The 13,186-nt window shown below is 71.4% G+C and carries 15 protein-coding genes; 9 read left to right on the top strand and 6 right to left on the bottom strand.

Annotated elements, in window-relative coordinates; all coding sequences use genetic code 11:
* Positions 1-94: 94 nt before the first annotated feature.
* Entirely contained in the window at positions 95-364 is a 270-nt protein-coding gene (locus AB8735_RS23965) for a type II toxin-antitoxin system Phd/YefM family antitoxin (protein WP_007266282.1), read from the top strand.
* Positions 357-620 carry a type II toxin-antitoxin system RelE/ParE family toxin gene (locus AB8735_RS23960; protein ID WP_171153185.1) on the top strand — a complete coding sequence of 88 codons (264 nt, stop codon included), beginning with the start codon at positions 357-359 and terminating at the stop codon, positions 618-620. Before AB8735_RS23965 ends, AB8735_RS23960 begins: the two co-directional genes overlap by 8 nt.
* Positions 621-753: 133 nt before the next feature.
* Here AB8735_RS23960 and ychF read toward each other — a convergent pair whose 3' ends face one another.
* On the bottom strand, positions 754-1,842 hold the full coding sequence (ychF, locus tag AB8735_RS23955) for a redox-regulated ATPase YchF (RefSeq protein ID WP_372409282.1): 1,089 nt from the start codon (positions 1,840-1,842) through the stop codon (positions 754-756).
* A gap of 151 nt (positions 1,843-1,993) precedes the next feature.
* Here ychF and AB8735_RS23950 point away from each other — a divergent pair, with 151 nt between their 5' ends.
* A complete protein-coding gene (locus AB8735_RS23950) occupies positions 1,994-2,608 on the top strand; it encodes a DUF6542 domain-containing protein (RefSeq protein WP_344020302.1) in 615 nt (204 codons plus the stop codon).
* Here AB8735_RS23950 and ppgK read toward each other — a convergent pair.
* Complete coding sequence (ppgK, locus tag AB8735_RS23945; protein WP_344020304.1) at positions 2,505-3,269, bottom strand: polyphosphate--glucose phosphotransferase; 765 nt, start codon at positions 3,267-3,269, stop codon at positions 2,505-2,507. The two genes, AB8735_RS23950 and ppgK, sit on opposite strands and share 104 nt — an antisense overlap.
* Before the next feature lie 50 nt (positions 3,270-3,319).
* Positions 3,320-4,318, bottom strand: a complete 999-nt coding sequence (locus tag AB8735_RS23940) for a 4-hydroxy-3-methylbut-2-enyl diphosphate reductase (RefSeq protein WP_344020307.1) — start codon at positions 4,316-4,318, stop codon at positions 3,320-3,322.
* A 108-nt stretch (positions 4,319-4,426) separates the two neighbouring features.
* Between AB8735_RS23940 and AB8735_RS23935 the strand changes: the two genes are divergently transcribed.
* From AB8735_RS23935 to AB8735_RS23920, 4 genes are all read left to right on the top strand, one after another.
* The gene (locus AB8735_RS23935; RefSeq protein WP_372409276.1) at positions 4,427-5,782 is read left to right on the top strand and encodes an APC family permease; all 1,356 of its coding nucleotides are present in this window, start codon (positions 4,427-4,429) and stop codon (positions 5,780-5,782) included.
* 29 nt (positions 5,783-5,811) lie between these two features.
* The gene (xseA, locus tag AB8735_RS23930) at positions 5,812-7,050 is read left to right on the top strand and encodes an exodeoxyribonuclease VII large subunit (protein ID WP_372409274.1); all 1,239 of its coding nucleotides are present in this window, start codon (positions 5,812-5,814) and stop codon (positions 7,048-7,050) included.
* 22 nt (positions 7,051-7,072) lie between these two features.
* Positions 7,073-7,300 carry an exodeoxyribonuclease VII small subunit gene (locus tag AB8735_RS23925; protein ID WP_344020313.1) on the top strand — a complete coding sequence of 76 codons (228 nt, stop codon included), beginning with the start codon at positions 7,073-7,075 and terminating at the stop codon, positions 7,298-7,300.
* Positions 7,301-7,442: 142 nt separating this feature from the next.
* Positions 7,443-8,036 (top strand): malonic semialdehyde reductase, encoded by a 594-nt coding sequence (locus AB8735_RS23920; protein WP_372409271.1) that lies wholly within the window; start codon positions 7,443-7,445, stop codon positions 8,034-8,036.
* Positions 8,037-8,073: 37 nt separating this feature from the next.
* On the opposite strand, the gene AB8735_RS23915 is transcribed toward AB8735_RS23920, so the two are convergent.
* Positions 8,074-8,583, bottom strand: coding sequence for a DUF4245 domain-containing protein (locus AB8735_RS23915; protein ID WP_344020317.1), 510 nt, complete (start codon positions 8,581-8,583; stop codon positions 8,074-8,076).
* 242 nt (positions 8,584-8,825) lie between these two features.
* Between AB8735_RS23915 and glpX the strand changes: the two genes are divergently transcribed.
* Positions 8,826-9,857 carry a class II fructose-bisphosphatase gene (gene glpX, locus AB8735_RS23910; protein WP_344020320.1) on the top strand — a complete coding sequence of 344 codons (1,032 nt, stop codon included), beginning with the start codon at positions 8,826-8,828 and terminating at the stop codon, positions 9,855-9,857.
* Positions 9,858-9,996: 139 nt separating this feature from the next.
* Here the strand turns inward: glpX and AB8735_RS23905 are convergent, their stop codons facing one another.
* Both AB8735_RS23905 and AB8735_RS23900 read right to left on the bottom strand, forming a co-directional pair.
* Positions 9,997-10,302, bottom strand: a complete 306-nt coding sequence (locus AB8735_RS23905; RefSeq protein WP_198535530.1) for a WhiB family transcriptional regulator — start codon at positions 10,300-10,302, stop codon at positions 9,997-9,999.
* A 239-nt stretch (positions 10,303-10,541) separates the two neighbouring features.
* Positions 10,542-11,201, bottom strand: a complete 660-nt coding sequence (locus AB8735_RS23900) for a DUF1707 domain-containing protein (RefSeq protein WP_372409267.1) — start codon at positions 11,199-11,201, stop codon at positions 10,542-10,544.
* Between the two features lie 141 nt (positions 11,202-11,342).
* Here AB8735_RS23900 and AB8735_RS23895 point away from each other — a divergent pair, with 141 nt between their 5' ends.
* Positions 11,343-13,007, top strand: coding sequence for a fumarate hydratase (locus tag AB8735_RS23895; protein ID WP_344020322.1), 1,665 nt, complete (start codon positions 11,343-11,345; stop codon positions 13,005-13,007).
* The last annotated feature ends 179 nt before the right edge of the window (positions 13,008-13,186 follow it).

The raw sequence follows: 13,186 nt of genomic DNA, 5'->3' as shown, positions 1-13,186 counted from the left end.
TCCAGCACATCCAGCACGCGCAGCCACGACAAAGGGGGCCACTCCACGCCGACCACCGTTGTGTACACATGGGACACTCGGTACGCTTGAGCGCATGACGCAGCCGCTGCCCATAGAGTCCATCCGCGACGTGCGCGCCCACCTGGCGGAGGTCGTGGAGCGCGCGGACCGCGACGACGTACCCACGGTGATCACGCGCCGCGGCAAGGAAGTCGCCGCAGTCGTCTCCATCGAGGTGCTGCGCAAGTACCAGGAGTGGGAAGAGCGCGAAATCAATCGGATCATCGACGAGCGCATGGCAAACCCCGCACCCGGCATCCCGATCGAGGACATCATGAGGGAGACGCTGGCGCGCAGTGAGTGAGTACCGAACCGTCTTCCGCCCCGAGGCGCAGGCCGAACTTCGGAAGATCCCTCGCGACATGGCGTTGCGCATCCTGGCCAAACTGACCGAACTGGAAAGCGATCCGCTCGGCTTCAACACCACCGCACTCGTGTCCCAGCCAGATCGCCGCCGACTGCGGGTCGGCGACTACCGCGTCGTCTACACGATCGACAACGGGGAACTGGTGGTCTGGGTCGTTCACGTGGGCCACCGGTCCACCGTTTACGACACCTGATTGCTGCTGACCACACGTCAGAATATCCAGCACCCATCCAGCACGGTGACGACGAAGGGCTCGGGCTCGACAGAGCCCGACCCCTTCTGACTTGCGCGTTTGACTCAACGCCTAACGTGCAGTATGCACGCGACTACACATTGAAGCGGAACTCCACGACGTCCCCGTCCACCATCACGTAGTCCTTGCCCTCCATGCGGGCCTTGCCCGCGGAGCGGGCCTCGGCGACCGAGCCGGTGGCGACCAGGTCCTCGAAGGAGATGACCTCGGCCTTGATGAAGCCCTTCTGGAAGTCGGTGTGGATCACACCGGCCGCCTCGGGGGCCGTGGCGCCCTTCTTGATGGTCCAGGCGCGGGCCTCCTTGGGACCGGCCGTCAGATAGGTCTGGAGGCCCAGGGTGTCGAAGCCGACGCGGGCGAGGGTGGCCAGGCCGGGCTCCTCGGCGCCGACGGACTGGAGGAGCTCCATGGCGTCCTCCTCGTCCAGCTCGGCGAGGTCGGCCTCCAGCTTGGCGTTGAGGAAGATGGCCTCGGCCGGGGCGACCAGGGCGCGCTGCTCGTCCTTGAAGGCCTCGTCGGTCAGCTCGTCCTCGTCGACGTTGAAGACGTAGAGGAAGGGCTTGGTGGTGAGCAGGTGCAGGTCGTGCAGGAGCTCGGCCTTCTCGCTGCCCTGGAGGATGCCCGCGGAGAAGAGGGTCTCGCCCTTCTCCAGGATCTCCTTGGCGGCCTCGACGGCGGCGACCTTGGGGGCCACGTCCTTCTTGATGCGCGACTCCCTCTGGAGGCGCGGCAGGACCTTCTCGATGGTCTGGAGGTCCGCGAGGATCAGCTCGGTGTTGATGGTCTCGATGTCGTCCTTGGGCGAGACCTTGCCGTCCACGTGGACGACGTTCTCGTCCTTGAAGGCCCGGATGACCTGGCAGATCGCATCGGACTCACGGATGTTCGCCAGGAACTTGTTGCCCAGGCCCTCGCCCTCGGAGGCGCCGCGGACGATGCCCGCGATGTCCACGAAGTCCACGGTGGCGGGCAGGATGCGCTGCGAGCCGAAGATCTCGGCGAGCTTCGTCAGCCGGGCGTCGGGGACGCCGACGACGCCGACGTTGGGCTCGATGGTGGCGAACGGGTAGTTGGCCGCCAGCACGTCGTTCTTGGTCAGAGCGTTGAACAGGGTCGACTTGCCGACGTTGGGCAGACCGACGATTCCGATCGTGAGCGACACGTGACGACTTCCTGTAGTGAGAGCGGGGCGGTCAACCAGTTTACGGGGCTCCGGGCGGAGCCCGCCGACACCGCTCGAACGAACGGCCGAGACGGTGTGAAGGGCGTGTCCAACGCCGGATTCCCGCCGCCTCTCGACCTAGTTTGGTCGGGTGGAGCAACCCGGCGCACGCATCTCCCAGAACAAGGTCCGCCGCGCGGCCCCGGTGCCCCGCCCGGCCGCCCCCGTGGGGCAGGGCGGCAGGCCACCGGCCGGCCGGGCCCGCACCGGACGCCCCCCGCATCCCGTGGCACGGGCGCTGCGGCGGACCCAGGACCTGAGGCTGACAGGGCTGGGCAACGGCCTGCTCACCACCCTGGCGATGCTGGGGGCCGGAGAGCTGGACGCCCTGCTCGCCCATGGCTCGCCACCCCTCTACGGGGTGCTCTTCGTCCTCTGCTGCGCGGTCTGCGCCCTGTCCGTGCGCCCCGCCGAGCTGGTGGCCGCGCCCGTGGCCGTGCCCATCGCCTTCGCCGTGGGCGCGCTCCCGGTCGTCGGCGGGGCCGGCGGGCTCGCGGGGCGGGCGATGGGCCTGGTCAGCTTTCTGTCCCTGCAGGCCGCCTGGCTGTACGCGGGCACCCTGCTGGCGGTCCTGATCACGTTCGTCCGCCGGATCGCCGTGGTCAGGCACCGCCGGCTGGCCCGCGCCCAGCAGCGGAGGCGGCCATCGCGGCCCCCACGATCCCCGCGTTGTTCTCCAGCAGAGCAGGCACGATCTCGGCGCTGACCCCCTCGATCAGCGGCAGGAACTTGTCCGCCTTGCGGCTGACGCCCCCGCCGATGACGAAGAGCTCCGGCGAGAAGAGCCCCTCCACGTGCCGCAGGTACTTCTGCACCCGGCGCGCCCAGCGCGCCCAGCTCAGCTCCCCGTCCTCCTTGGCCCGTGAGGACGCCCGTGTCTCCGCGTCGTGGCCGCTCAGCTCCAGGTGTCCCAGCTCGGTGTTGGGGACGAGCCGGCCGCCGGTGAAGACGGCGCTGCCGATGCCCGTGCCGAAGGTGAGCACGATGACCGTGCCGGTGCGGCCCCGGCCGGCGCCGAAGGTCATCTCGGCGACCCCCGCCGCGTCCGCGTCGTTGAGCAGGGTCACCGGGGCACCGATCCGCTCGCCGATCAGCCCGGCGGCGTCGATCCCGATCCAGCCCTTGTCGACATTGGCGGCCGTACGGGTGGTGCCGCCCACGACGACGCCCGGGAAGGTGGCCCCGACCGGGCGGCCGGACCATCCGAAGTGGTCCACGACCTCCTTGACCCGGTCCGCGACCGCGTCCGGGGTCGCCGGCTGCGGGGTGAGCACCTTGTGGCGCTCCTCCGCGAGCGAACCGCCCGTCAGGTCGACCGGGGCGCCCTTGATCCCGGATCCGCCGATGTCCACACCGAATGCGTCCATGGCGACCACGCTACGGGCGGAAGGCCGGGCTCACCCCTCGGCGGCGTCGCTCAGCCCTCGGCGGAGTCGACCGCGGCGGCGGCCTCCGCGCGCAGGTCGCGGCGGAGTTCCTTGGGGAGGGAGAAGGTGATGGACTCCTCGGCGGCCTTGACGGTCTCGACGTCCTCGTAGCCGCGGGCGGCGAGCCACTCCAGGACGCCCTCGACGAGGATCTCGGGGACGGAGGCACCGGAGGTGACGCCGACGGTGTTCACGCCCTCCAGCCAGGCCTCGTCGATCTCCTCGGCGTAGTCCACGAGGTGGGCGTCCTTGGCGCCGGCGCCGAGGGCGACCTCGACCAGGCGCACCGAGTTGGAGGAGTTCTTCGAGCCGACGACGATGACCAGGTCGGCCTCGGCGCCCATCTGCTTGACCGCGGTCTGCCGGTTCTGCGTGGCGTAGCAGATGTCGTCCGACGGCGGGGAGAGCAGGTTGGGGAACTTGTTCTGCAGCGCGCCGACGGTCTCCATCGTCTCGTCGACGGAGAGGGTGGTCTGGGACAGCCAGACGACCTTGTCCGGGTCGCGGACCTCGACGTTCGCGACGTCCGAGGGGCCGTCGACGAGCTGGATGTGCTCGGGGGCCTCGCCGGAGGTGCCGATGACCTCCTCGTGGCCCTCGTGGCCGATCAGGAGGATGTCGTAGTCCTCCTTGGCGAAGCGGACGGCCTCCTTGTGGACCTTCGTCACCAGCGGGCACGTCGCGTCGATCGTCGCCAGCCTGCCGCGCCTGGCCTCCTCGTGGACCACGGGGGCCACGCCGTGCGCGGAGAAGATCACGATGTTGCCCTCGGGCACCTCCGCGGTCTCCTCGACGAAGATCGCGCCCTTCTTCTCCAGGGTCTTGACCACGTATTTGTTGTGGACGATCTCGTGGCGCACATACACCGGCGCGCCGTACTGCTCCAGGGCCTTCTCGACGGCGATCACGGCACGGTCCACGCCCGCGCAGTAGCCACGGGGGGCGGCGAGCAGGACCTTTCGAGCGCTGGTTGCAGTCATGCGGTCCATCGTACGGGCCGACGTCTGCGGCGCGTCCCGGCTCCCCGCCCCGGTCCGGGGCCTCCGGGGCCGAATACTGGCCGGGCAGCGCAGCAGACGCACCCGGGAGGGGCCCGTATGTCCGCACCACCCGCCGGCGGCGACGGCCGCCTCCGCCGCGCCCTGACCTTCCGGGACCTGGTCGTCTACGGGCTGCTGTTCATCGCCCCGATGGCGCCGGTCGGCGTGTTCGGCACGCTCGTCGCCAAGGCGCACGGCGCGGTGGCACTGGTGTACGTGGTGGCCACGGTGGCCATGGGGTTCACCGCGTACGCCTACGCGCTGATGGTGCGGGTCGCCCCGCAGGCGGGCTCGGTCTACACCTACGCGCGCGTGGGGCTCGGCGAGGGCGCGGGGTTCGTCGCCGGGTGGATGGCGATGCTCGACTACCTGCTGATCCCCGCGGTGGCGTACCTCTTCTCGGGCATCGCGATGCACGCGCTCGTGCCGTCGGTGCACCAGTGGGTGTGGACCGCGGCCGCCGTCGTGGTGACCACCGCGCTGAACCTGTCGGGTGTCCGGGTCGCGGCGCTGGCCGGCTTCGTGGTGCTGGCGGTGGAGGTCGCGGTGCTGCTGGTCTTCGTGGCCGTGGCGGTGTACGCGCTGGTGGCGGACGGGCCGCGGCGCGGCTGGCTGGAGCCGTTCACCGGCCAGGGGGGCTTCTCGACAGGCGCGGTGCTCACCGCGGTGTCCGTGGCGGTGCTGTCCTATCTGGGATTCGACGCGATCGCCGCGTTCGCGGAGGAGTCGGCGGGAGGGCCGGGGCGGGTGGCGCGCGCGGTACTGACGTGTCTGGTGGTGGCGGGGGTGCTGTTCGTTCTCCAGACGTATCTGGCGGCGCTGCTGACGCCGGTGTCCGCGGCGGAGCTCGCCGCGAAGCCTGCGGAGCAGGGGACGGCGTTCTACGACACGGTGGACGCGGCCGGCGGCCGGTGGCTGCACGACCTGGTGGCGGCGAGCAAGGCGGGCGGCGCGGCGTTCGCGGCGCTGGCCGGGCAGGCGGCGGCCGGGCGCCTGCTCTTCGCGATGGCCCGCGACCGGCGGCTGCCGGGGCTGCTGGCGAAGGTGGACCGCGGCTCGGGCGTGCCCCGACCCGCCCTGCTGGGCGCGGCGGTGGTCACCCTGGCGGCGGCGGTCTGGGCGGCCCGGCGCGACGACGGGCTGGACCGGCTGGTGTCGGTGGTGGACGTAGGGGCGCTGGTGGCGTTCGGGCTGCTGCATCTGTCGGTCTTCGGGTGGTTCGCGGTGCGGCGGCGGGCCTGGCGGGGTGCCGATCTGGTGCGGCACGTCCTGGTGCCGCTCCTCGGCCTGGCCGTGGTCGTCGCGGTGATCGCGAAGGCGGCGGGGGCGGCGCAGGTGGTGGGGGCGGTGTGGCTGGGGGTGGGGTTGGTGGTCCTGGCGGTGCAGGGGGCGGTGACGCGCGGGGCTCGGTGAGGATGCCCCACCCCCACTACCCTCGACCCATGGCTCTCTCCACCACCCCCGAGGCCCCCCTCCCCGTCGGCCAGGTGTCCCGGCTCATCGGCGGCTGGATCGACCGGCTCGGCACCGTCTGGGTCGAGGGCCAGATCACCCAGCTCTCCCGGCGCCCCGGTGCCGGAGTCGTCTTCCTGACCCTGCGCGACCCGTCGCACGACATCTCCCTCTCCGTCACCTGCTACCGCGCCGTCTTCGACCAGGTCGCCGACGTCGTCTCGGAGGGCGCCCGGGTCGTCGTGCACGCCAAGCCCGAGTGGTACGCCCCGCGCGGCTCGCTCTCGCTGCGGGCGGCGGAGATCCGGCCGGTGGGCGTCGGCGAGCTGCTGGCGCGGCTGGAGCGGCTGAAGAAGGAGCTCGCGGCGGAGGGCCTGTTCGCGGCCGACCGCAAGCGGCCACTGCCGTTCCTGCCGCAGCTGATCGGCCTCGTCTGCGGCCGTGCCTCGGCCGCCGAGCGCGACGTGCTGGAGAACGCCCGGAACCGCTGGCCCGCCGTCCGCTTCGAGGTGCGCAACGTCCCCGTCCAGGGCGTGCACGCGGTGCCGGCCGTGGTGGAGGCGGTCCAGGAGCTGGACGCGCACGCCGGGGTGGACGTGATCGTCGTGGCCCGGGGCGGCGGCAGCGTCGAGGACCTGCTGCCGTTCTCGGACGAACAGCTCGTCCGGGCCGTGGCGGCCTGCCGCACCCCCGTGGTGTCGGCGATCGGCCACGAGCCCGACTCCCCCCTGCTGGACCTGGTCGCCGACCTGCGCGCGTCCACCCCTACCGACGCGGCCAAGCGCGTCGTGCCGGACGTCGGCGAGGAGCTCACCCGCGTCGGCCAGCTCCGCGACCGCGGGCTGCGGGCCGTCACCGCGCTGCTGGACCGCGAGGAGCGGGGGCTGGCGGCGGTGCGGGCGCGGCCGTGCTTCGAGCGTCCGCAGCGGATGGTCGAGGAGCGGGCGGAGCAGGTCGACGCGCTGCTGGCGCGCGGGAGGCGGACGTTCGGCCATCTGCTGGACCGGGCCGACTCCGAGCTGACGCACACCCACGCCCGCGTGGTGGGCCTGTCCCCGGCGGCGACGCTGCGCCGCGGCTACGCGGTGCTCCAGCACGCGGACGGCTCGGTGGTCCGCTCCCCCGCCGAGGTCGGCGCGGACGAGGAGCTGCGGGCGCGGGTCGCGGAGGGCGGGTTCACGGTGCGGGCCGTGAGCGAGGGCGGGGCCGCGGCCGGCGGCGTGGCATAGACCAGGCCCTACGCTGGGCGTCATGGCGAACAACACCGACGAGGAGCAGACGCAGGCCCTCGGCTACGAGCAGGCGCGGGACGAGCTGATCGAGGTCGTCCGCCGGCTGGAGACGGGCGGCCAGACGCTGGAGGAGTCGCTGGCGCTGTGGGAGCGCGGCGAGGAGCTGGCGAAGGTGTGCCGGCGCTGGCTGGAGGGGGCGCGGGCACGGCTGGACGCGGCGCTGGCCGAGAGCGGGCAGGAGGACTGACGGGACTGTGACCCGGGAGACACTTCGCCGGGAATTTGGTTGAAGCTTGTTCAGTTGAAGCTTCACATACCTTGCAGTACGGTGGACATCGGCCGGCCCCGAACCACCGCACCACCCCGCAATACGAAGAAGGTCACCCCCCATGTCCTCTCTCGCCCTCGACGCCGCCGCGCAGGACCTCCTCTTCCGCGAGGCCCACACGGCCAACGCCTTCGCCGACGAGCCGGTGTCCGACGAGCAGATGCAGGCTCTCTACGACCTCATCAAGTTCGCCCCCACCGCGTTCAACCAGTCGCCGATGCGGATCGTCCTCGTCCGCACCGAGGAGGCCCGCGAGCGCCTCGTCGCGCACATGTCCGAGGGGAACCAGGCCAAGACGCGCACCGCGCCGCTGGTCGCGGTCCTCGCCGCGGACAACGAGTTCCACGAGGAGCTCCCGCAGCTGTTCCCGGCCTTCCCGCAGGCCAAGGACGCGTTCTTCAGCGAGCGCCCGGTCCGTGAGCGCTCGGCCGCGCTCAACGCCTCGCTCCAGGCGGGCTACTTCATCCTGGGCGTCCGGGCCCTCGGCCTGGCCGCCGGCCCGATGACCGGCTTCGACGCCGCGGGCATCCAGAAGGAGTTCCTGGACGGCGACCACACCCCGCTGATGGTCGTCAACATCGGCAAGCCGGGTACGGAGGCCTACCGCCCCCGCTCCCCGCGCCTGGCCTACGACGAGGTCGTCTCGGTCGTCTGACCGCACGCCCCGGAAGGGCTGATCCCGGCACCCGGGGTCAGCCCTTCTGCTTGCCCGTCTTCAGAGCCGCGGCCATCTCCGTGAGCCGCCGGTCGGACGCCGTCCCGGCGACCACCGTCGTCACCCCGCGCTCCTCGCGCACCAGGGCGTTGTACTTCTCGCCCTCGTAGCGCTGCCAGACGACGTCACCGATCTTCTCGGTGCGGCCGGTCTTCCGCGCCTCCTGGGTCGAGGAGTCGACGAAATCCCGTCCCGTCCGGTCGCTCTGCTCGATCTGGACGTACTCGGTGTCGGGGTCGACGAAGCCCAAGTGCCAGTACTTTCCCTCGCGTTCGGTCACCTTGTACCAGACCGAGGTCGCCCGCCAGTCCTTGCCGAGCCCCTCGGGCGCGACCAGCGGATAGGGCGCGTCCCGCCGGGCGGAGTCCGTCGCGACGCGGTACTCCACCGTCTTCACATGGTCGCCACCGCTGCCGTGCGGGAGGAAGAACCAACCCGACCCCGCCACCGGAACCACCACCGCCAACGACAGCAGTAGGTTCCGCACCGTCTGATTCTTACCGTTCCTGCCAGCCACGCCCCCCATCGTCCCCCATACCGATGTGGATCTCGACGCCGGAGGGGGTCGGGAACCGGCCACGGGTCCCGACGGGGCCTTGACGGCGCTCATGCGTGGGGCGCCCTGCTCATTCTCGAAATCAGCGGATAAAGTCATCAGCACCCTCACCCCCCTGGCCCACCGGGACGGGGGGACCCCACGGCCGACGCCGTACAGAAAGGTGCGCCCCGATGACCGATCATCATCTGCCCTCCCAGCTCGAGGTCAGTCCGGAGGCACCGGACCGCAACCTCGCCCTGGAGCTGGTCCGGGTGACCGAGGCGGGCGCCATGGCCTCGGGCCGCTGGGTGGGCCGCGGCGACAAGAACGGCGCGGACGGCGCCGCCGTGCGCGCCATGCGTGCGCTGATCCACACCGTCTCGATGAACGGTGTGGTCGTCATCGGCGAGGGCGAGAAGGACAACGCCCCGATGCTCTACAACGGCGAGCGCGTCGGCGACGGGACCGGCCCGGAGTGCGACGTGGCCGTGGACCCGGTGGACGGCACGACGCTGACGGCCAAGGGCATGGCCAACGCCGTCTCCGTGATGGCGGTCGCCGACCGCGGCTCGATGTTCGACCCGTCCGCGGTCTTCTACATGGACAAGCTCGTCACCGGCCCCGAGGCCGCCGACTTCGTCGACATCACCGCGCCCGTCGCCGTGAACATCCGCCGCATCGCCAAGGCGAAGCGCTCCGCCGTCGAGGACGTCACGGTCGTCGTCCTGGACCGCCCCCGCCACAGCGGACTGGTCAAGGAGATCCGCGAGGCGGGCGCCCGGATCAAGTTCATCTCCGACGGCGACGTGGCCGGCGCCATCATGGCCGCCCGCGAGGGCACCGGCATCGACCTGCTGCTGGGCGTCGGCGGCACGCCCGAGGGCATCATCGCCGCCTGTGCGATGAAGTGCCTCGGCGGCACCATCCAGGCCAAGCTGTGGCCCAAGGACGACGAGGAGCGTCAGCGGGCCCTGGACGCCGGGCACGACCTGGACCGCGTCCTGCACACGGACGACCTGGTCAGCGGGGAGAACGTGTTCTTCGTCGCCACCGGCATCACCGACGGCGAGCTGCTGCGCGGCGTGCGCTACCGGTCCGCGACGGCCACGACCCAGTCGCTGGTCATGCGGTCGAAGTCGGGGACGATCCGGCAGATCGACTCCGAGCACCGGCTGTCGAAGCTCCGCGCCTACAGCACGATCGACTTCGAACGGCCCAGCTGAACAACCCGGTTGGGACACCGGCCGGGGCGTACGCCCCGGTCCCTTCCTTTCATCGTTTCCAGCGGGACTCGGCCCCGCGCCCCCCGGCCGACGGCCGGACGGCGCCCCCGTGAAGCGAAGAAAGGCAGGGACCGAGGACTCAGCCCGCCGCGGCCACGCGGGTGGCCCGCTGGAGCTCCGCCTCGCGGCGCCGCCGACGGGCGAGGACGACGCGGCGCTCGGCGGCGGTGAGCCCGCCCCACACGCCGTACGGCTCCGGCTGGAGCAGGGCGTGCTCGCGGCACTCGACCATCACGGGGCAGCGGGCGCAGACGCGTTTGGCCGCCTCCTCCCGGGAGAGGCGGGCGGCCGTGGGTTCCTTTGACGGTGCGAAGAACAGCCCTGCTTCATCCCGGCGGCAGACCGCCTCCGAGTGCCAGGGGCCTGCCTGGTCCCGCGCGGACATGCGCGCGGGCGGTACGGCGGCTTCCTGCAGGGGCTGATGCGGTAGCAGCACGGTCCACTCCTGACGACGGCTTTGCTCGGCCGGTTGAGTCACCCTTGCCCGTCTCACCCTGCACGGCCATTCGCACCCGCAGCCGTACGAGAGACGATGCACCAAGCTTTACCCGCTGTGCGCGCTCTTATTCACACCGTTGCCACGACTGGAACACCGTCCGTCACCACCGTCCGGCGGCGGCCCCGCTACCGGGCCGCGCGCAGGTCCTTGACCCGCTTGCCGCGCTTGGCCTTCGCCGCGACGCCGCCGAACACCGCGCAGCCGGTGATCAGCACCGAGGGCGCCTCCGGGTCGGCCGACTCGTAGGAGTCCACGTCGAAGCCGCCGAAGACGCCGGTGCCGGTGGAGCGCAGCGAGATGTTCTCGGGCACCTTGATGTCGACGCCGCCGAACAGCGCCCAGGTGCTGATGACGATCTGCCGCTCCTCGAAGAGCGCCTCGGTGAGGTCGATCTCCACTCCGCCGAAGAGGGCGAACGCGTTGAGCCGGCCGCCCGCGCGCCAGCGGCCCTTGCGGGTCGCGCCGCCGAAGACCGCGACGAGATTCTCCGCGGGCCGGGCGGCGGCGCCCGGCGGGCGCGGGGGCGCGTACGCGTCGGCCGCGTCCGGGCGCGCCGCCACCGGCAGGTCGCGCACCAGCGGCTCCAGTTCGGCCACCGTGCGGGCCCGGTAGACCGCGTCCACCCGGTCCGCGTGCTCGTCCGCGGTGAGCCGGCCCTCGGCCAGTGCCTCGCGCAGGATGTCCGCGATCCGGTCGCGGTCCGCGTCGGAGGCCCGGAGCGCGGGCTCGGCCTCGGCCGTCTTGGTCAGGGATACCTGTCGCTTCTCCAGCGCTGACTCGTCCACGGGCCCAGGATAGGCGAAACGCGATAGATCGCGATAGCCATCCGTTCCAAGTGAGGCTTGCCTCACCAGCCGATCACGCCCGGCGGCGCCTACGCTGGGGACGCATACCACCCGCAGAGTGAGTAGTGAGGGATCGCCGCGATGTCTCGGCCCGAGTTTGCCCATACCGATCTTCTGCCCCTGGGCGAGGACAGGACGCCGTACCGCCTGGTCACCTCGGAGGGCGTGAGCACCTTCGAGGCGGACGGCCGCACCTTCCTCAAGGTCGAGCCCGAGGCGCTGCGCAAGCTCGCCGAGGAGGCGATCCACGACATCCAGCACTATCTGCGCCCGGCCCACCTCGCGCAGCTGCGCCGGATCGTCGACGACCCCGAGGCCTCGGGCAACGACAAGTTCGTCGCCCTCGACCTGCTCAAGAACGCCAACATCGCGGCCGCCGGCGTGCTGCCGATGTGCCAGGACACCGGCACGGCGATCGTGATGGGCAAGCGCGGCCAGAACGTCCTTACCGAGGGCGGCGACGACGAGGCCCTCTCCCGCGGCATCTTCGACGCGTACACCAAGCTCAACCTGCGCTACTCGCAGATGGCCCCGCTGACCATGTGGGAGGAGAAGAACACCGGCTCCAACCTGCCCGCGCAGATCGAGCTGTACGCGACCGACGGCGGCGCCTACAAGTTCCTCTTCATGGCCAAGGGCGGCGGCTCCGCCAACAAGTCCTTCCTCTACCAGGAGACGAAGGCGGTCCTCAACGAGGGCTCCATGATGAAGTTCCTGGAGGAGAAGATCCGTTCGCTGGGCACGGCCGCCTGCCCGCCGTACCACCTGGCGATCGTCGTCGGCGGCACCTCGGCCGAGTTCGCGCTGAAGACCGCCAAGTACGCCTCCGCGCACTATCTCGACGAGCTGCCGGAGGAGGGCTCCCCGCTCGGTCACGGCTTCCGTGACAAGGAGCTGGAGGAGAAGGTCTTCGAGCTCACCCAGAAGATCGGCATCGGCGCCCAGTTCGGCGGCAAGTACTTCTGCCACGACGTGCGCGTGGTCCGCCTGCCGCGGCACGGGGCGTCCTGCCCGGTGGCCATCGCGGTCTCCTGTTCCGCCGACCGCCAGGCCGTCGCGAAGATCACGGCGGAGGGCGTCTTCCTGGAGCAGCTGGAGACGGACCCCGCGCGCTTCCTCCCCGAGACGACGGACGAGCACCTCGGCGACGACGACGTGGTGCGCATCGACCTCAACCGTCCCATGGACGAGATCCTCGCCGAGCTGACGAAGTACCCGGTGAAGACCCGGCTTTCGCTGACCGGCCCGCTGGTCGTCGCCCGCGACATCGCGCACGCGAAGATCAAGGAGCGGCTGGACGCGGGCGAGGGCATGCCGCAGTACCTGCGCGACCACCCGGTCTACTACGCCGGCCCCGCCAAGACCCCCGAGGGCTACGCGTCCGGCTCCTTCGGCCCGACGACGGCCGGCCGCATGGACTCCTACGTCGAGCAGTTCCAGGCGGCGGGCGGCTCCAAGGTGATGCTGGCGAAGGGCAACCGCAGCAAGCAGGTCACCGACGCGTGCGCCGCCCACGGCGGCTTCTACCTCGGCTCGATCGGCGGCCCGGCGGCGCGCCTGGCCCAGGACTGCATCAAGAAGGTGGAGGTCCTGGAGTACGAGGAGCTGGGCATGGAGGCGGTCTGGAAGATCGAGGTCGAGGACTTCCCGGCGTTCGTCGTCGTGGACGACAAGGGGAACGACTTCTTCACGGATCCGGCGCCGGTGCCGACGTTTATGAACATTCCGGTGCGGTCGGGTAAGTAAGGGGGGTTTGCTCCCCGCCCCGCCCTAATCCGTTTTCGCAGGGGCTGCCGCCCCTGCGCGACCCCCCTGCGCGCTGCCGCGCGCGGGGGCCGCGCTTCGCGCGGTGGGGGCGGTTCCGCGCTGTCGCGCGGGTGGCGGGGCTTCGCCCCTGCGCCCCACCGGGGGCTGCGCCCCCTGGC

The sequence above is a fragment of the Streptomyces luteireticuli genome (assembly GCF_041519305.1).
GTDB classification, from domain to species: Bacteria; Actinomycetota; Actinomycetes; order Streptomycetales; family Streptomycetaceae; genus Streptomyces; species Streptomyces luteireticuli.
This window is presented reverse-complemented; position numbering and strand designations above follow the sequence as displayed.

Excerpts from the sequence above, each read along its gene's own strand:
- AB8735_RS23940 (WP_344020307.1), bottom strand. The coding sequence starts at position 4,318 with ATGGACCGCATGACTGCAACCAGCGCTCGAAAGGTCCTGCTCGCCGCC.
- glpX (WP_344020320.1), top strand. The coding sequence starts at position 8,826 with ATGACCGATCATCATCTGCCCTCCCAGCTCGAGGTCAGTCCGGAGGCA.
- AB8735_RS23935 (WP_372409276.1), top strand. The coding sequence starts at position 4,427 with ATGTCCGCACCACCCGCCGGCGGCGACGGCCGCCTCCGCCGCGCCCTG.
- ppgK (WP_344020304.1), bottom strand. The coding sequence starts at position 3,269 with ATGGACGCATTCGGTGTGGACATCGGCGGATCCGGGATCAAGGGCGCC.
- AB8735_RS23920 (WP_372409271.1), top strand. The coding sequence starts at position 7,443 with ATGTCCTCTCTCGCCCTCGACGCCGCCGCGCAGGACCTCCTCTTCCGC.
- AB8735_RS23925 (WP_344020313.1), top strand. The coding sequence starts at position 7,073 with ATGGCGAACAACACCGACGAGGAGCAGACGCAGGCCCTCGGCTACGAG.
- xseA (WP_372409274.1), top strand. The coding sequence starts at position 5,812 with ATGGCTCTCTCCACCACCCCCGAGGCCCCCCTCCCCGTCGGCCAGGTG.
- AB8735_RS23905 (WP_198535530.1), bottom strand. The coding sequence starts at position 10,302 with ATGTCCGCGCGGGACCAGGCAGGCCCCTGGCACTCGGAGGCGGTCTGC.
- AB8735_RS23895 (WP_344020322.1), top strand. The coding sequence starts at position 11,343 with ATGTCTCGGCCCGAGTTTGCCCATACCGATCTTCTGCCCCTGGGCGAG.
- AB8735_RS23965 (WP_007266282.1), top strand. The coding sequence starts at position 95 with ATGACGCAGCCGCTGCCCATAGAGTCCATCCGCGACGTGCGCGCCCAC.